At 46.2% G+C, this 18,599-nt stretch carries 14 protein-coding genes; 13 read left to right on the forward strand and 1 reads right to left on the reverse strand.

What is annotated here, in order from left to right; genetic code table 11:
• Positions 1 to 8 precede the first annotated feature (8 nt).
• The 3 genes from ACED41_RS03510 (at position 9) to ltrA (ending at position 9,326) form a co-directional block, all read left to right on the forward strand.
• Entirely contained in the window at positions 9 to 4,679 is a 4,671-nt protein-coding gene (locus ACED41_RS03510) for a hypothetical protein (RefSeq protein WP_371724476.1), read from the forward strand.
• Between the two features lie 43 nt (positions 4,680 to 4,722).
• On the forward strand, positions 4,723 to 6,954 hold the full coding sequence (locus tag ACED41_RS03515) for a hypothetical protein (RefSeq protein WP_371724477.1): 2,232 nt from the start codon (positions 4,723 to 4,725) through the stop codon (positions 6,952 to 6,954).
• A gap of 899 nt (positions 6,955 to 7,853) precedes the next feature.
• A complete protein-coding gene (ltrA, locus tag ACED41_RS03520) occupies positions 7,854 to 9,326 on the forward strand; it encodes a group II intron reverse transcriptase/maturase (protein ID WP_371724478.1) in 1,473 nt (490 codons plus the stop codon).
• Positions 9,327 to 9,613: 287 nt separating this feature from the next.
• On the opposite strand, the gene ACED41_RS03525 is transcribed toward ltrA, so the two are convergent.
• Complete coding sequence (locus ACED41_RS03525; RefSeq protein ID WP_371724479.1) at positions 9,614 to 9,835, reverse strand: helix-turn-helix domain-containing protein; 222 nt, start codon at positions 9,833 to 9,835, stop codon at positions 9,614 to 9,616.
• A 111-nt stretch (positions 9,836 to 9,946) separates the two neighbouring features.
• Here ACED41_RS03525 and ACED41_RS03530 point away from each other — a divergent pair, with 111 nt between their 5' ends.
• The 10 genes from ACED41_RS03530 to ACED41_RS03575 all read left to right on the forward strand — a co-directional run bounded on the left by ACED41_RS03530 (position 9,947) and on the right by ACED41_RS03575 (position 18,598).
• On the forward strand, positions 9,947 to 10,183 hold the full coding sequence (locus ACED41_RS03530; protein ID WP_371724480.1) for a hypothetical protein: 237 nt from the start codon (positions 9,947 to 9,949) through the stop codon (positions 10,181 to 10,183).
• Complete coding sequence (locus tag ACED41_RS03535; protein WP_210464449.1) at positions 10,176 to 11,396, forward strand: site-specific integrase; 1,221 nt, start codon at positions 10,176 to 10,178, stop codon at positions 11,394 to 11,396. The genes ACED41_RS03530 and ACED41_RS03535 overlap by 8 nt, the downstream gene beginning before the upstream one ends.
• Positions 11,393 to 11,704, forward strand: coding sequence for a hypothetical protein (locus ACED41_RS03540; RefSeq protein ID WP_371724481.1), 312 nt, complete (start codon positions 11,393 to 11,395; stop codon positions 11,702 to 11,704). The genes ACED41_RS03535 and ACED41_RS03540 overlap by 4 nt, the downstream gene beginning before the upstream one ends.
• A 307-nt stretch (positions 11,705 to 12,011) precedes the next feature.
• On the forward strand, positions 12,012 to 13,142 hold the full coding sequence (locus tag ACED41_RS03545; RefSeq protein WP_065584519.1) for an ISAs1 family transposase: 1,131 nt from the start codon (positions 12,012 to 12,014) through the stop codon (positions 13,140 to 13,142).
• Positions 13,143 to 13,160: 18 nt separating this feature from the next.
• Entirely contained in the window at positions 13,161 to 13,451 is a 291-nt protein-coding gene (locus ACED41_RS03550; protein WP_060981879.1) for a hypothetical protein, read from the forward strand.
• Positions 13,452 to 13,778: 327 nt separating this feature from the next.
• A complete protein-coding gene (locus ACED41_RS03555; RefSeq protein WP_371724482.1) occupies positions 13,779 to 14,549 on the forward strand; it encodes a hypothetical protein in 771 nt (256 codons plus the stop codon).
• Between the two features lie 108 nt (positions 14,550 to 14,657).
• Positions 14,658 to 15,473 (forward strand): hypothetical protein, encoded by an 816-nt coding sequence (locus ACED41_RS03560; RefSeq protein WP_371724483.1) that lies wholly within the window; start codon positions 14,658 to 14,660, stop codon positions 15,471 to 15,473.
• Positions 15,474 to 15,754: 281 nt separating this feature from the next.
• Complete coding sequence (locus ACED41_RS03565; RefSeq protein ID WP_371724484.1) at positions 15,755 to 16,447, forward strand: VWA domain-containing protein; 693 nt, start codon at positions 15,755 to 15,757, stop codon at positions 16,445 to 16,447.
• Between the two features lie 2 nt (positions 16,448 to 16,449).
• A complete protein-coding gene (locus tag ACED41_RS03570; RefSeq protein ID WP_371724485.1) occupies positions 16,450 to 17,151 on the forward strand; it encodes a PP2C family serine/threonine-protein phosphatase in 702 nt (233 codons plus the stop codon).
• Positions 17,141 to 18,598: a protein kinase gene (locus ACED41_RS03575; RefSeq protein WP_371724486.1), complete on the forward strand. Its 1,458-nt coding sequence runs from the start codon at positions 17,141 to 17,143 to the stop codon at positions 18,596 to 18,598. The genes ACED41_RS03570 and ACED41_RS03575 overlap by 11 nt, the downstream gene beginning before the upstream one ends.
• Position 18,599 lies beyond the last annotated feature (1 nt).

Below are 18,599 nucleotides of genomic sequence, written 5' to 3' on the forward strand. Positions count from 1 at the left end.
GTTTACCCATGAAGTGGACGATTGAAGAAGATTTAAAACTCCTAACCATTGTTCGCCAACGCTTTCCGGAGTTGGTCAAGCACACCCGACTGGATGCAGGCATGGCCTTTAGCCAACAGTTGAATATCGACTTCAATTCGCCACACCGCGATGCAGCAGCGCTGTTATTTCGCCTTGAGGGTGCCAAGATCCTGGCCAAGGCTAGCCGCCCAACGGGTGACGCCAACAAACAACGCTTTTGCTGCCTGCTCGCGGACGACCTGGCGCTGTATGACTACAGCGTCACACTGCCTACGCTGAAGCGGGCGCTGAACCCTCAGACTGTTAATGCGGTACTACACCACTTTTCTGTGAGCGACCCGCATCAGCCGCTTTCCGATACGATCGGAGAGATCTCTGCAACCTTATTCTTGGTGCCGATGCAGGTGGAAAAAGTGCTTATCGAGCACAACCAGCTGGTCATTAATCGCTATCGCCAGTGTGAGCGAGCTGAAGCTGCGCGAGCTAGCCTCGGCCTTAGCGACCTGATCACCAAACAGACTCCGGCCGCCAAGCTCGTCGACGACATCAATAAATGTCGCGCTCGAGCCTCAAAGCTATACCATGTGCACGAGCGTGACGGCGCAGAGGTGCTCTTCAGCTCTGACGGCACCGGATTTGGTAAGAGCTACGGCGTGATCCAGGGTTACGTTGAGTACATCGAACGCTTCGCAGAAACCCAGGCTTCTGACTACCTGTTCCCAGAGGGTGGCTTCACCAATCTGCTGTTCATGTCGCCACAGAAGTCGCAAATCGACCTCGAACGTAGTCAAAAAAACAAAATTCTGGCCGCCGGCGGTGAGTTCATCTGCGTACTGGCACGCAAGGACATCGCTGACCTCGACTTCGTGGACTGGGCCTCTGGCAAGAAAAACCGCAAACGCTATAACCAGTGGTACGAGGGAGCGAAGGATAGCTCTTACATCAAGTCCGCGATGCGCACACTCAACTACCTAATGATCCAAATCGACCGTTGTGAAGAGCAGATCGAGCGACTTTCTGCCTTCGGCACGTTAGACGCGATCCAAGACAAAGAGATGGCGGAAGATCAGCTCAAGAGCTACCGCAACAGCCTTCGTTCCACGATCGAGTCCGCCTGCAAGGCGCTGTTTGATGCCAGCAGCTCGGAAAATCCAATCCGTGACTATGTTGGCCGCGGCATTCAAGCTCGCCGCGAACGCCTGCACAAAACCGAACAAGTTGAGGCCGAGGGCAAGAATGCACCGAAGATGAGCGTGCACGAAGTCTACTTCGAGCTGATCAAGCAAGTATTGCCATTCGAGGTCTGTAAGTTCCGCCCTTCTGTACTGCTAATGACCACCAACAAGTTCGACACATCGACCTACCGTCTGGCGCCGCGTCAGCGGGGTGAAGGAATGCGCTTTGAGTCGGTGGGCTTCGACCTGCTGATTGGTGGCAAGGTGAAGCCGGAAAAGCCACAGATCAGCACCGTTGCTGCTGAAAGTCACGCGGTGCAGGTCGACTATCTGCGTAACGAACACTTCAAGAGCAACCCGGATTGCCCGTTCCGCCGCAACAACATTCGCTTCACCGTGGTGGTAGACGAACTGCACGAAGCCTATACCCGCCTCGAAGACAGCTGCCATGTCAAACTAGTCAAACAGGAAAACAACCTGGCGCATGTGCTCTCGGTCACCGGGCGCATCTACAACGCGGTTCTTAGTTTAGAGCGCCGGGAAAAACCTCACGAAGAGCAAACTACCTTCGAGCAGGAGAAGGTCAAGTTCATCACGGCCTTGCGCGAGCTGCTTGCCGACAAGTGCGAGCTGTCACCAGGAACGACTCTGGGCTCTGTACTGGAAATGTTCCGTGACCAGCTGGGTGCGTTTGAAGTTAATGGTGACGCTGCGGAGCGCATCATCTCAATCACCCGCAATGTCTTCAGCTTCAATGCCAAGATGTACGTCAACGAAGAGGGGCTAAAGCGCATCCGAATGCGCAACAGCGAAGACGACGTCACCCGCACGGAGCTGTATTACGAGGTCGAGGGCGACACCACCGACGCTAACCCCACACTGCACGATCTGTTCCAGCTGATCTCAGCTATCTTGGCTGCCTGCGCCCAGATCACTAACCGCCATTTCAAGCGCTGGGTGAAGAACGGTGGCCAGGATAACGCTAGTAGCCAGAACACCCCTCTGGGCCAGTTTGTCGATGCCGCCAACAACGTTGCCGGTGAAGTGCGCCACATCTTTGACCGCACTACCGATGAAAACTTGCTGATTGACCATTTCTACACCTATCTGCAGCCGAAGACTGTGTTCACCATGACTCCGGTGACCGAGCTGAACTACGTGAACAAGGGGGCAGAGCGCACTGTGATCCTGGCCTTCGAGATGGATCTGGTGAAAGAGTTACCTGAAGCGATGCTGCTACGCCTACTGACTGGCACTGAGAATAAGGTGATCGGCCTGAGTGCCACCAGTGGCTTTAGCCACACCAAAAACGGTAATTTCAGCCGTCACTTTCTGCAGCGTTACGCCCGCGACCTGGGCTATCGTGTGGTCGAGCGCGAACCTGCAGACATCAGCATGCTCAAGGAGCTTCGCGAACTGCGAGCCCGTATTCGCGATGCTCACTTCAAGGTCTTTGATGCTGAGCTACCGGTACTGACCGATACTTACCAGTGCTGCGAGACCTTCCGAGCGGTGTACGACGACATCTTCAGCGCTCTGCGTGAACCACTGGAGTACGCTCTGAGCAACCCCTACAAGCGGCGCCAGCACTGCCGTGAACTGGAAGCGCTGCTTCTCGCCGCCTACGAAGGCAAAAACAGCCTAATCTTGTCGCTCTCCGGCGGTTTCAAAAACGCTTTCGCTCGCGCCTACCGCCAGCATCAGACCGCATGGCGCAAGCAGTACGGCATGAGTTCCAAGTGTGACGAAAAGCATGAGAAGCAACATGACCAGATCCTGACCTTTACCCCGTTTCAGGGACGTCACACGATCCATCTGGTGTTCTTTGACTCGCCGCTGGCCAATGTAGAGGATATCAAGCGGGAAACCTATGTCAGGGACGACAATAGCGTGCTGGTGTTCATGAGCACCTACAACAGCGCGGGTACCGGCCTCAACTACTTCGTCAAGTACCATGATGGCGACATCGAAGATGCAAATGTGCCGCGCCTGGACGTCGACTTCCAGCACCTAGTGCTGATCAACTCATCGTTCTACAGCGAGGTGATGGGCAACGGTGCCAACCTCAACAGTCTGCCCAACTACGTCAGCGTGCTAAAGCACCTGGCCGATGACATCGCCGGTCACCAGATGGCCGACTTTAGTGTCAACTTTGCGCAAGGAGACAACTATCGCCTGCTGATGGCCGAGCATGGCATGAGCTTGTTTAAGGTGATTGTCCAGGCGGTGGGGCGGGTCGAGCGCCGTGATACCTTGCTGAACACTAAGATCTTCCTTCCCAGTGACGTTATGCACAACGTGGCGTTCCAGTTTGCGGGATTAAGCGAGGACGCTGGCAACGAGGTGGTGCTGGAGAGCATGTCCCTGCTCAACTACCGTCTCAAGGAGTTCTGTGAAGAGCTTAGCCGAAATCATTCTTTCGACAGCGCGGAGTTGCGCCGTACGTTTGAACAGTCAGTATTGAACGATGGCCGCCGGATCGACGCTGTCCACAAACGTGTCCTGAAGAGCGATTGGATGAACCGTGTGCGTGGTGGTGGCTTTGAATACCTAGATCTGTGCAACCTGTTCCGTGATCGTGACTCTTTCGCCAACCCTGAGCGCTGGCTGGAGAAGTTGCAAGCCCATCCCCAGTATGCCGTCAACCGTCAAATGCAGTCGATCCATGACAAGTTGTTCATCTCGCGCCGCCAGGGCAATCAGCCTATCTTGTTGTGTCATAAGCGCGGCCCTGATGGACTGGCCCATCCTGACTACTCGGCCTTGTCCGACTTTGCCGGCGGAGCTCGTGAGTACCGCCCTGAGCTGACCATCTTCCCGCAGTACAGCAAGGACGTCGACTTCACCCCAGGAAACCTGGTGGGAGAGCTGATGCGAGAATGTGCCGACATCCAGAAAACGGCGTTTGCCAAGGTGGTACCGCACCCTAAGCTGGTGCCACTACTCAAAGGCAATGTTGGCGAATACTTGTTTGACAGGGTGTTGGCTCATTACGGGGTGCTGCCGCTCGACGACATGCAAGTCTTTGAGAGACTAGAGCCGTTGGTGTACGAATTCTTCGACCGCTTTATCGAGGTAGGTGATGATCTGGTCTGTGTTGACGTCAAGCGTTGGGCAACCAAGCTGGACGATTTGACGCGGGCGGAAGACACCCTAGAGAAGAGCGATAACAAGATCCGTCAGATCCGTGACATCGCCAGCCAAGCTGCAGACCTAGATGGTCAAGAGCAAGTGCGGGCGGCGTTGGCCGGTCGCTACCAGCGCATCAAATTTGTCTACCTGAACGCGGCCTACAGCCAGAACCCGAACAACCTGATGTGGCAAGATAATGTGGATCATACCATCCACTATCTAAATCTGCTTCAGGCCGACCACCAATATTATCAGCCGCTGGATCGCGAGCGTCTACGACGTCAGGACAAGTCCAAGCTGGACACTACTATGCACATCAACCCGATGCTGGACACCCTGCTCGGACGGTAACCTACAAATAACCGGCGGCCTGCGGGCCGCCTTGAGGATAATAATGTTCCCCAATCTACAAAAACTGACCGATACCCCGATTGCTCGCACTAACCTGATCCAGCTTGAAGAGGCGCCGTTGGCCACCATTCGCCGCTTGCTAGCGCCTGTCTCTGATCTGTACGTGATCGATTTTGGATTGCAGCGTTTCAACAAGGAGCGAAAAGAGAAGAGCCGAGACTATCACGCACGCGTTCATCGTGAGGTCAAGGTGCAACTTCGGCAGACGCTGGGGCTAGATGCCAAAGACGACGTGAAGTATGAGTTGCACCGCCTCCCCAGCGGCCAGCACGTCTATTTTTACCTGGCACCTTCCGCGGCTCGACACACGCCGGCTCACCAGTCGCTATCGACGCGTATTGAACAAGTATGTCAGCAACTGACTGCCAACGAGCAGAGCCTGGCACGCTTGATCCAGGGATTGTTCGGTCTGCACTTGAAGATGATACTTCTGGAACAAGCAGCTGACCGTTTCGCAGTGTGTCCCGTCTACTTCAACGCGGTGATGTACCTTAACGCTCGCCTGAGCCAACCGGTCACCAAGAAAAATGGTACTGGGGTGATGGAGGCTTTCGAACTTGATGTGTTTGCCTCAGAGGAGCGTGAGCTCGCGTTCACCTTGTACAAGCGCAAATTCCTGGTTGAGCCCGCTGAAGAGCTGCACTTGGTTCTGAATGATGACAAGGTATGGTTCAACACCGATAGTGGTCGGGTAAAAGCCCGACGCAAGCTCGATGCCCGTGACACTAAGCTGGAGTTTTTCCGCGAGCGCAGCGGCTATGGTGATTGTCAGGCCTACACCTACAATGTAGTGATGAATGCTGTGGTCGAACGTCTCATCGAACTAGAGATCCCCCACGCGCCAATACCATTTCAGGCTACCTACGAGGTCAATCAATTTGTAACCGACCTAGATCAGCAACTGGCCAATACTCTACTGGTAGTGAACAACGGCGTAGATTTCAGCGCCACGCAAGAGGCCTACTTCTTCAACGCTCTAGCCACGCAGCTGCCTGGGTACCAGCTGTGGCCCGTAGACTCGTTGGAGCAGGCGAAGAAAACCCGATTCTCCGAATTGCCGTCAAATACCTCGGTAATGGTGCTTAACCCGGTGGAAGATGATACTAGTAACAGTATTCGCCAGCTCTGTGATGGTACTGCTGAACATGGCAACTTCTTTGCAGCGTATGACACAGACCGGAAGCAATCTGGTTTACGTTGGGACACTTACACCCAGCTCAAACTAGATCGTCTGCATGGGTGGTTGCAACAAGAACCACTACACGTGGCCCTGCAAGGCATGAACATAGATAGCAAGCTGCTTGAAGCTATCAACTATATCGATGAGCTGTCCAAAGCCAACCCAGAGCAATACAGTGCCGATCTGGCAAAGCCCAGAAGCCGCCTGAAGTCTGCGGTTAACTTGGTAAATAGCAAGATCTGTCGGACTAAGACTGAACTGTGGTTCAAAGAGAGCCTGCTCACACAGTGCCATATCCAGTTGCCGAACATCGCGACAGGGCGCTATACAGCGTTTGCAGTGCGCTCGACGGATAACGGCACCACGTTGCTTGGGCACGTTGAGTTGATGTCAGACGGTAACCAGCTGAGAGTGGCAAATACTGGGGTCACAGAGGGTGATCTGGAGTGGCTGGCTGTCGAGCATCCGGCACTGGCGAGGTTGAAGAAACTATTCAACAATAGTTTCTACCTTTATGACCACGCTGCGGATGTGCTGCTCACCACCTACAACAGTGTGCGGGTGCCGCGCCTGATCGGCCCAAGCCACCTAGACGTGGTGGACTTGTACTCCTTTCAGGAGCAGGAAAAGAAGCAGACCGAACGCGATGGGGGTAAGTTCAGCGATTACGCTATCACACGTTCGGCCAAGGTGGAGTTGAACGTGCTGCCCTACCTGATGTCGCCTGGTCGCTCGATTCACGATCCGCTGACTAAGTCGCAGAAGATGAAGCATCACCATACGTACCTGCAGCCGCATGACTACGGACTCTATGTCTTGGTAAGCGACTCTCAACCAGCAAACCCGTCAATGGCGCGGCCCAACCTGGTAGAGAACCTACTAATTTGGGATGCTAAGGGCGAACCTTTGGATGTGTTCACCAACCCACTAACCGGTGTCTACCTCAACTCTTTCACTCTTGATATGCTGAAAAGTAGTGACAGCAGCAAGAGTTCGATTTTTGCTAAGTTAGCTCGTCTGATGGTGGAGAATTAATACGGTTAAACCTTATTCAAGGCTGAGGGTATGGGGCTGACGCGTAGTAGCACTTTAAATAAAGTGGTCATGAAGATAACTGATATTAAACTGTGTATCGATATGGGTGGCACTGAAATTTTAACGTAAATTAAACGGGCATATAGCCTTTACAAAATCAGGCTAAGTTAAACAGCCTAGTTTGGTGAAAACGCTATTATCACCCAAATGCCCACCCGACAAGGGCAGTCATTTAGACTACCTTTTGTATAAATCACATAGATTAAGTTAATCCGAATTAATTATTAATAATTAATTCGGATTATTTGTTCTAACTCACTTTGGGGCGTGCGACGTGAAGTCGTATGAAGCGCTGTTCACCGTTTAATGTGTGAACCATCTGTATCACCAGATGAACCTAAGGCTCTGAATAAAGTAGCGAGCCTGACAATGTAACGAAGGTTGGTCATAGACCAATCGGGATCAAAATCGTGAGAGGACGATCCTCCTGATAACCACAATCGGGTGAGTGCTACGTAGTCAGCATGATGAACATAAGTGAATCCGCATAAGGTGCGTTATGTTATGAAACAGCGGAAGTGGTTAATACGCTGTGGCCAAAAGGCACGAGAGTCGGAAAGGGATTGCCCCATGCTCTTTCGTGATCGTCGAACTCTCCGCACTATAGCGGGCATCTACACTGACACTGCGCAACATACGGAACACGGTAAGCCTGTATCACTCCCTCCGGGAAAGCCTTCGCGGCCGATAGTGATGCAGGTATAGGAGGTTGGAAAAAGCGAATGCTGCATTGTAACGATGCAGATACAGACTTGTGTCTGGTCACGAAAGTGAGCCCACTTCCGACTGGTCTCCCGTTGCGAGAGAATTTGAAGAACTTTATTCAAGGAGAAATGCAAATGATGATCTCAAAAGAGATTAGTGCCGCTCCTGACAGCGCTCAATGGCAGTCAATTGACTGGAAATCTGTTGAGGCGCATGTATTAAAGCTTCAGATGCGTATCGCAAAGGCAACGAGAGAAGGTAAACGTGGCAAAGCGAAAGCATTGCAATGGATACTGACTCACTCTCGTTCAGCAAAGCTTCTTGCTGTTAAACGAGTATCGCAAAACAAAGGCAGTAAAACGTCTGGAATAGACGGTGTCATTTGGAACACAGACACTCGTCGCATGAAAGCCGTGCATCAATTGAGTCGAAAGGCCTATCAAGCTAAACCACTCAAGCGTATCTATATCCCCAAAAAGAATGGCAAACTTCGACCATTGGGCATCCCATGCATGATAGACCGAGCGCAACAGGCACTTTATCTATTAGCATTAGAGCCTGTGTCTGAGAGTATTGCCGATCCTAACAGCTACGGTTTTAGACCAAGGCGCAGCACTGCTGACGCAATCGGACAGTGTTTTATCTGCTTAAGTCAGAAACGGTCAGCACAATGGGTTCTCGAAGGGGACATCAAAGCCTGTTTCGACAAAATAGGGCATCAATGGCTGATGGACAATATTGCTGTTGATAAACGTATGTTGGGACAATGGTTAAAGTCTGGCTTTGTAGACAAAGGGCTATTTCAAGACACCGATGAAGGCACGCCTCAAGGCGGGATTATATCCCCAACCTTGATGTTAATGACGCTCTCTGGTCTCGAACAGCAGATTAAGTCTACCGCTCTCAAAAAGGGGGCAAGAGCCAACTTTATTGGATACGCCGACGATTTCGTCGTCACTTGTGCTTCAAAGGAAGTATTAGAGAACGATATCAAACCGTTGATCGCTGATTTCTTAGCAGAAAGAGGCCTAACACTTTCCGAAGAGAAAACGCATATCACTCACATTAATGATGGCTTTGATTTCCTAGGTTTTAACCATAGGAAGTACAAAGAGAAATTGCTCATTAAACCGAGTAAATCGAACACGTTGATGTTCTTGAGTAATCTGCGTGAACTCGTCAAAAAGCACGTAACCCTACAAGTGAATGATCTTATCAAACTGATAAATCCGAAACTTAGGGGGTGGTCGAACTACTACCGACACTGCGTTGCCAAACAAGTATTCGGATATGTAGGCCACAAGCTATTCCATACATTGTGGCACTGGGCAAAAAGACGCCATCCAACAAAGTCTAAAACTTGGATCGCCCTAAAATACTTCATCAACCGAAAAGACCAGTGGCAGTTTCACGGTTGGCAGAAGATCATGGATATGGATTGCCAGTTCAATCTCTTCCAAATAGCCAAAGTGCCAATAGAAAGGCATGTGAAAATCCGAAGTGCAGCGACTCCATTTGCCCCTCGATACCAAGAGTACTTGGTTAAAAGGAAGTCCAAAAGGCTAGCTCGTAACTCTTGGAACGAACCTGCTCCGACTGCTTTATAAGTTGCTGGGTATCAAACGATGCCTTCGTGGAGGCTTGAGCCTAGTGCAGTGAAAGTTGCACGCTGGGTTCTTAGGGAGACGGCACTTGGTAACAGGTGTCGTCCACCCGACAAAACTAAGCTAGCGATTTGCTGTATTCAATAAACTAGCAGTAACTGTACTATTAGGAGAGGGCTTCTTAACCTAAGATAAAGTCCTTATTCCAAACAATAGATCATCTGGAAGGGGAAATTGAAGTGGGATAGTTGAGAGATCGCTATGATCTAGATACGTATCTGACTTGGCTCTTATTCTGGTATGTACTCTATAAGCTCTTCGATCTTGCATTCGAAGAATTTACACAATTCATTCAAAGTGGTCGTTGTGGTTGTATAACCTTTGTTATTAGCAAGCTTTGACATCGCGGAGCTTTGAACTCCAACGGCTTCGGCAACTTCAGATAAAGTAATCTTACGTTTTTCGCGTAACGATTTAATTTCTACTAATTCTTTGATCTTATATTTAATCATATCTATATAATTATTTGGTATATAAATCGTCTTGATGGGACGAATTAATGGTTCTATAGTTTGTCTTGTCAGGACGAAAGTTATTCTTGGCTAGCAAATAAGGAGGTCATTATGGACCAAACATTATTGACTGCAAAAGAGCTCGCAAGTCGTATCAAATTTAGCGCCAACTATATTAACGCGACATTGCGAGACTCTCTTTTCATCGAAGGTACGCATTACATCCGACCTTTCAATGGTCGCAAAATTCTCTACATTTGGGAAGCTATTGAGCGGGATTTGTATCAATCTGCATCTCGAAATCAAAATATAATTCCAATGGCAGGAGGGCGTATCTGTTATGGGTAAAGTACGAGAACGAAATGGAAAACTATTTCTGGATTTTAGGTACAACGATATCCGATGCAGAGAACAGACTGCCTTACCTAATACCATTCAGAATACCAGGAAGTTGCAAAAGCTGCTTAATCAGATAGATGCAGACATAAGACTGGGGTCTTTCGTCTATAGAGATTACTTTCCAAGCTCAAGTAGAGCTGCTCGATTTCTTGAGGAGGACTGTAAGGCCGAAAAGGTAAAGCAAGAAATGTTGGGGAGTTATAAAAGTGCAATACACGAAGCACAAGGTACTTCTCTTATTTCATTAGAAGACTTTGCCGCTGAGTGGTACGAAGAAAACGAAAGTCGATGGAAAGAAAGCTATAAGGAGAGTATTCGTTTATACCTTTACAGATACCTTGTTCCACACTTTGGAAGTACTTCTATTGATCAGATCTCTAGGCCAGATATTTTGAAGTTCAGAGCTGAATTAGCTAAACCAAAATCGGGTAAGAAACTATCAGCAGAGTTTATTAATCACGTGATGACGCCATTAAGGATGATGTTGTCAGAAGCTGCAGATCGTTATGAATTTAGAACTCCGTTTGAAAACATTAAAGCGTTGAGAATTGATAGAAGAGACGTTCAGCCGTTTAGTATTGAGGAAGTAATGCATTTTCTCGATAAAATTAGGGATGATTACAAGACGTATTTCACCACACGCTTCTTTACTGGTATGCGGACTTCAGAGATTGATGGTTTGAAGTGGCAATACGTGGATTTCAATTTGAAGACAATTTCTGTTCGTGAAACTTATGTACATGGGAGAATGGATACAGTTAAGACGACAGGTTCTGCTAGAGATATTCAAATGAACTCTCATGTTTATGAGGCTTTGGAAAAGCAATTCAAGTTAACAGGGGAAGGAGAGTTCGTATTTACAAATGCTTCAGGGAACCCTTTGGACAAAGGGAATGTCCGTGACCGAATTTGGAAGCCTGCGTTAAAAGAGATGGGGTTGAAGTATCGTCGCCCATACGAAACGCGCCATACTTATGCCACTCTGATGCTTGCCGCTGGTGAAGCCCCTGAGTGGATAGCTAGGCAAATGGGGCATACGACGACCAAGATGCTTTTTCAGACATACAGCCGTTTCGTACCTAATTTAACGCGGAATGATGGAAGTGCATTTGAACGTCTATTGAAAAAAGCTAATAGTGGTGGGTTAGGAGGTGATAAATGAAGTATTCTCCTTTGACAATCCATTGCACTAGTTTGTGCTTCGATGTGATTCAAGGGCAACATTTCAAAGCCATGTCACATCAGGATATCGATGAAAGCTATCAAGAAGTCTATTGTTTGGTAAGAGAAAGAACGTCATTACACCCAATGCATTATGTAAGAGAGCATAAGTTTGTGAGTGAGGTGGCGGAAGTTGTAGTAACGGTGCTTCATCACTGCTTGAATGAGCCTATAAAGCGGGATTCTGATTGGGTACTTGAAGTTATTGAAGCATCAATTGATAAGTCAATAAAACGATATTTAAATTGAATGCTTAGCTTTATTGCTCATAGCTCCTAGAAAGTCGATGTTCGCTCGAATCTAGGGGCTAAAATATTATTGTTACTTCTGCACGAATGTTCGTTGCGGTTGTCACTAAAAATAAATGAGATTTAAAAGGGGTTAATATCAGGGCAAGATCATGAAAAACCCATATGGAATAAGGGGTAGCGTGAAGTGATGTTTCCACTAATTTGTACACTGAAGTCACAACAAATTCAATACATTCAAGATCGATTTGATGATCAGATTTAGGTGTGGTCATATACTGTTTTTTAACAGCAGATATTTAGCCATAATGAATGGATTAAGCCTTTTGGACCATATTTCAGTTATTCGAGACCCTCGCCAAGCTTGGAAAATAGAGCACACGCTAACCGACATTATCTTCTTAACAATTGCAGCAGTGATTGCTGGTGCTGAAGGTTGGGAGGATATTGAAGATTTTGGTGAAGATAACTTGGAATGGCTTAGGCAGTATGGTGATTTCAAACAAGGCATACCAGTACACGATACCATTGCCCGAGTTATCAATCTTATTTCCGCCAAGCAACTGCAACGATGCTTTACTGCGTGGATGAAAGACTGTCATGAGACGACAGAGGGTGAAGTGATTGCTATCGACGGCAAAACTCTCAGAGGCACATACAACAAAGACAAGCGTTGTGGTGCAATCCATATGGTTAGTGCCTTTAGTGCAGCAAACCAAGTTGTACTAGGACAAGTGAAGACTGCGGATAAAAGCAATGAAATAAAAGCGATCCCTGAACTGCTTGAAATGCTTTCCTTGCGAGGTTGTTTAGTGACTATTGATGCTATGGGATGCCAGAAGGATATAGCTGAAAAGATAGTCGCTCAAGATGCAGATTATCTCTTAGCGGTAAAAGGTAATCAAAAACGATTGGAGCAAGCGATTAGCCAAGTGTTTAATTCTAGTATGATTAATAGTTTTGAAGGTGATAAATACGTCACTCAAGAGAAAGGGCATGGTCGTACAGAAACGCGTTTGAGTATGGTTGTTCACAATACAGATTTCTTAGGCTATATAGCGTTTGATTGGGCTGAACTCTCCACAATTGGTATGGTCGTTTCAATTCGTCAAGAAGGTGATAAGCCAGCAGAAACAATGCAAATCAAGCACTACATAAGCTCAGCAAAACTAACGGCTAAAGCTTTACTAGAGAGCACGCGAGCACATTGGAGCATTGAAAATCAGATGCACTGGCGATTAGACGTTGGTTTTAAAGAAGATGAATGTCGGATACGTCGAGAGCAAGCCGGTGAGAATTTAGCAGTTATAAGACATATAGCTTTAAATCTGCTGACGGAAGAAATCAGCTTCAAAGCAGGGATCAAAAGAAAGCAGAAAAAAGCGAACCGCAATAACGCTTACCTTTCGCAAGTCCTTGCAGGGCAAGGGGCTTCGTAATCTTGCCCTGGGGTTAATATGCTTAAAGTTGGAGTGATCGATTATATAGCGACAGGAGAAGGTCGACATATCTATATAAAAACCGGAACTGAAGACTCTATTCGAAGCAACGTTGGAGATTGGCTTTATCAAGGTGCAGACGTATATTCTATCGAAGAATGGTTGGAAATTGATAGAGCCTATGATTCCAGTAATGAGCGAAACTCAGGTGTAGTTATTCTTAAAACGTATGCTCCTGCGTTATGGGATGCGATGGTAAAAGGTTTAGTTATGAAAGTGGATATTGAATACCACGATAATCAAAGCTAACGAAGGCTTCGCTTTAGCTACATTCATGAACCTCATCTTGGTAGATACGTTTTTCACAAGCTTATAAACCTCATTTCGAAACCCCTTTCAAATATTATGCTTCTCAACGAAACGACTTAGTTTGAGAGGCCTGTCATGTGTAAACAATCTAGCTACAGCAAATACCAAAAGCGTGTAATCAAATTTTTAAATGACCAACTTGGTACAGCTACGCCTTTCTCTTACGAAAGAACTCAGACAAATCACCTAAAAGTACTTATAGATGGTGTACCAAAGCCCATTTTTACTGGGTCTACGCCATCAGATTGTAAATCAATCAATAACGTTATGGCTGAAGTAAAGCGTGAAATTAGAGCGAGTAAAGCTGAAGTGGATGATTCTAAACCTACCCCTGAATTACCTAATCCCGTAAAAGCCTCTAACGATAAGCTAATTCAGGGTTGTATTAAATCTCTGCGCACACGCCTGCCGGTGTTGAAATCTCAAGAAGAGTCTCGTGTTTTAGAGACTCAAGAGCTAGACGATATCACCCCGAATCGCTTAGAAGCGGTAAAGCATTCCATCTCATTCGCGTTGCAAGCGCGAAAAGATGGCGTCTATATCAAACGAAATGAAATGAAAGAGCTTGAGCAAGCAATTCTAAAGCATTTAAATTTCATGCTACCAACAATGGCTTACTACTCAGAACTCCTGGTAAATAAAAATAAATATCATCAGAAGAATCTTGAACCTTTACCTGCAGAAACTGTGATGAATGAGTCTGATGTTCGAGAGTTTCGAGCTACTACTGTGGTGAACATAGATTCGCCTTCAAGAGATGTTCCGAATACTGAGAGCTTGGTTACCTCTAAAGTGCGCACGAATTCCCGCACCGTCAAACAAACTAAAGATTCAGCTTCAGAGCTTATGGAGATGTCTACGGATAATCGCGTGTGCATGTTACGACGTTTAACCAAAGTACAGGCGCTGACACTCATTGATGATTTAAATCATGCGTTAGCTTTGAACCGCGAACAAGATATCGAAGCTGTCGTTGAGTTAATCCGTGATAAAGACTTGCCTTTAGAAGCTATTATTTCTCGTTTGGAAGCAGCTTAGAACGGAACCCAATTAACTTATTACCGTTAGCTGCTTGGTATTAGCGGTAAGAACTTAGACGGTGAGCTGTTGCTCATCGTTTTACCTTAAATATAAGAGAACCGCATTGTGTGTTTGACCCAAGATTATTTTGGTGCGCTAGAAAAAGACAAAGCTCAAAAAGAAGCTGAGCAATATCTCCAGCTTGATGAAGTTTGCCTTCAATATGATATAAACATGAATTTTTTGGTTCGCGCGAATCTGATTTTTCATGAGCAAGCAGGAGAGGGAATCATCAACACGGTTAGACCGACAGCAGTTGGTTCCCGCTGGCTAGTTCTAAGTTACCAAACTTGTTATATCCACAAGCTGGATATCTCGGAGTTTTTACTTTGGGTAGCTAGACGTCGATATCAGTTTTATGAAGTATCTTTTTTGGATGAAGCAGATCAAGTGCATGTTGGGCACTTAGAGCTTACTGATCTTAAAACATTGCGGTTTACAGTGCCTTTATGTTATCCACTTGAGAAAAGCCTCGATATTGAAGATCTTCCAGTTAACTCAAGTGAGCATGTTTCAAAAAGTTTGGCGTTAAATGGTAAAGATCTTGATTCTATATTTTGTAACATTATGAGTTGTCGTTCTGTTGTAGATAACCTCGACTCCATCAGGGAAGGTTACATAACATTTAGAAGAGATTTAGATCAAGAGCCACGAGGGCTACAAAAAGACTTAGAAAAAGCTAAAAGTGACTTAATGAACCAATGGTTAGCTAAGGGCATTGATGAAGACACCTTTACTAATAAATTGAATTCGTTAGATAAAAAAACAGAGCGATATTTAGTTTGCTATGCCGTTGCTGAGAATGAGTTTTTTAAGGCTGCGATGCCTGGCATTCCAGAGTCGATGTTTGAGGAACTAGTTAGTTTGATAAAAAAGACTTGAACCAAGGACCTTATGTTTTTTGATATCAATCTCATTAATAGTTTTTGACAAATGATCAGTTGAATCATGGTTGGTATCGGCTATTTTACACGCGAATGAATTCAAACTATTTCATTCTGAGTGCCGTTCGGTATCGCACCTAAATGAAGCGTGATACGCTAAATTATTTTTGAGAAAGTTAACATAAGCTTAGAAACATTGTAGCTGTAAACCACTCTAAAAGTTACATTTATTTGCTAAGGGTGGTCTGATACATAGTCTAATTTAAACGAGGAAATAAATTGAGTCTTAAAAAATTCACAGTGGCCAAAGCAAGGGCGCTACCAGTTATTATTCTAGCTGACACCAGTGGCAGTATGTCTGTAGATGGCAAAATTGCCACACTAAATGAAGCCGTGAAAGATATGCTAGCTACATTTAGTCAAGAATCGGCTAGACAAGCAGAAATCAAAGTTGGATTAATCACGTTTGGTGGTAATTCAGCTGAGCTTCATCTTCCATTTGCTAAAGCCAAAGAAATTAGTGAAATTGAGCCACTTGAAGCCATTGGTAGAACTCCAATGGGGGATGCGTTCAAACTAGCGACGGAGCTACTTGAAGATCAAGAACTGCTCTCCTCTAGAGATTACCGTCCGGTATTGCTCCTTCTTTCAGATGGTATTCCAACCGATGATTGGAAGTCTAATTTGACGGCACTATGCGAGAGTGAAAGAGCGAAAAAAGCGAGCAGATTTGCAATGGCGATCGGCAGTGAAGCAGATCAACAGGTTCTTGCCGAATTCAATAATGATCTTGAAGCCCCAGTGTTCACGGCAAACGAAGCAAGAGATATCCATCGCTTCTTCAGAGCGGTTACAATGAGCGTCACTCATCGCTCAAAAAGTCAGACCCCAAATGTTATTACCCCGATAGATTTTTCAGATTTTGGCAATGCAGATGATGACTTAGGTCTTGATCTCGGCGGCCAATGGTAACAATGCATACAATCGCTGTGTCGGTTAAAGGACCCAGTCATCATACGACCGGCTTGCCCAATCAAGATTTTTGTAAGGTAAGAAAGGTACCGACTGGTTGGCTCGCGGTGGTTTGTGATGGTATGGGCTCTAAGCAGTTTGCTGATATTGGTTCAAGGATAGCGACTCAAGCCGTTTATGACGTGATTAAAAAGAGCTCATTTCAGATCGATAGTAAACACTTGATCAAAGCCATTTATCAGCAATGGTTAAATTTGTTAGATTCCGTTGCTCCCAGAGAGGCTGTAACAACCTGTTTAATTGCCTGGTACACGCACGATGGTCGCTATCGAACCTTTCAACTGGGGGATGGATTATTAATATCCAGTCGCAGTTTGACAGCAGGTCAACATAAAAAGCTAAATAACAGGGACTTTGGTAATGTCACAACGGGTCTAGGTATTTCGACCAAATATTCTGATTGGACTGAATCTCACGGCAAACTAGGGCCAAGCGAATATCTAGCACTTATGACAGATGGTATTAGCGAAGACATTACTGAAGGCTTAGAAGATGATTTTATCCAAGAAGTTATCGAACATACGAAAGCCAAAAGTGCTCGACAAGCAAAAACTTGGCTGAAGAACGAACTACGTAACTGGGCAACCCCAAATCACCTAGATGATAAAACACTAGCACTTCTGGTATTAAATAATGAGCGATGAACGTAAACCAAACAAAAGATTGGTCAAGGATGAATTTGGACAACAATTTGAATTGAAATCAAAGCTAGGGGAAGGCGGTCAAGGGTTAGTTTGTACAACCCAATTTGAACAAGTGCTTGTTAAAATCAATACTCAAGCAGACAAAAAACGAAAAAGTCAGTGGATGGAGCATATTCGCTGGCTGATGCGCCAACCACTGGAACAATTGAATATTGCTAAACCATTTGCGCGTATTCCTCCTCAAGAAAATAAAGGTAATGTTGGATATGCTCTTGAGTTGATGCACGGTTTGATCCCGCTTCAGTCGCTTATGGATGAAACTGAAAGTGCGATGGATGAATCAGAAGGCTCGCCAGAAAAATACCTCGAGACAGGGGGTATCAAACGCCGCATGCGATTGCTGGCAAGGCTAGCTAGAACCTTAGCCGATCTTCATTCTAGAGGGCTAGCCTTTGGCGACCTTTCTCCAAGTAATATCTTTGTTTCTAAGGAAGTTGAATATGATCAAGTCTGGCTAATTGATTGCGATAATATTTGTGTCAATCAACGTGACAGCTACGACTCCTCTGAGGTGGAGGGAAGGCCTGGTCGAGTTTACAGCCCTGGATATGGAGCACCAGAAGTAGTAAATGGCGATGCATTTGTTTCGTCCTTAACTGATTCATGGAGTTTCGCTGTCATTGCATTAAAACTATTAACGACGAACCATCCGTTTATCGGAGAGTTTGTAGACAGTGGCACTCCTGAAGATGAGGAGAGAGCCTTCAATGGGGAGTTAGCTTGGATATATCATTCCGAGGACTTCTCAAATGAGGTCTTTAAAGGGCTGCCTCTGGAGCTTGTTGCATTAAAGCCTTTGAGAGATGCATTTGAACGCTGTTTCGAGTTGGGTAAAGATAACCCTACGGCACGGCCGACTTTGAACGAATGGGCCGAAGTGTTTGAACGCATGAGTCATCTTTTAGTGCGGTGCCAAAGTTCGCGTTGCAACGCGACTTATAACTTTGATGTCACTGATGGCGTTTTGTTATGCCCATTTTGTGACACCAAAGCCTCTAGCTCCCAAGTTCTATTTATTCGAAATGTGATTGAAGACACTTCATTGCTGAATATTGAAGGAGCAAGTAGAAAAGACTCTCTAATTGATACTGGATATTCGCAGACCTTAAACCTAAATGAAGAGTTAGTTGTCAAAAATTCACCTCCCGGAAGTGTGTACTGGCACGAGTCGGGAGAAGCGTTTAGTTTGTCGCTAACGACAGAACATTTGATCGTAAAGCCTGCGAAAGGTAAAGATGTTAAGTTTTCGATTGGCAGTTCGTCACTCAAGAGTTTCTCAAAAGAAATTAAGTTAGCTTCAAATGAGCGCGATGGAAAGTGGCTACGTTTTGCGCCTCAGTCATCTGGTTCCGAAGGGTTAATCAATAGTTTTTGGGTTAAGTGGTAAG

The sequence above is a fragment of the Vibrio sp. 1F255 genome, from assembly GCF_041439145.1.
Classification (GTDB): domain Bacteria; phylum Pseudomonadota; class Gammaproteobacteria; order Enterobacterales; family Vibrionaceae; genus Vibrio; species Vibrio crassostreae_C.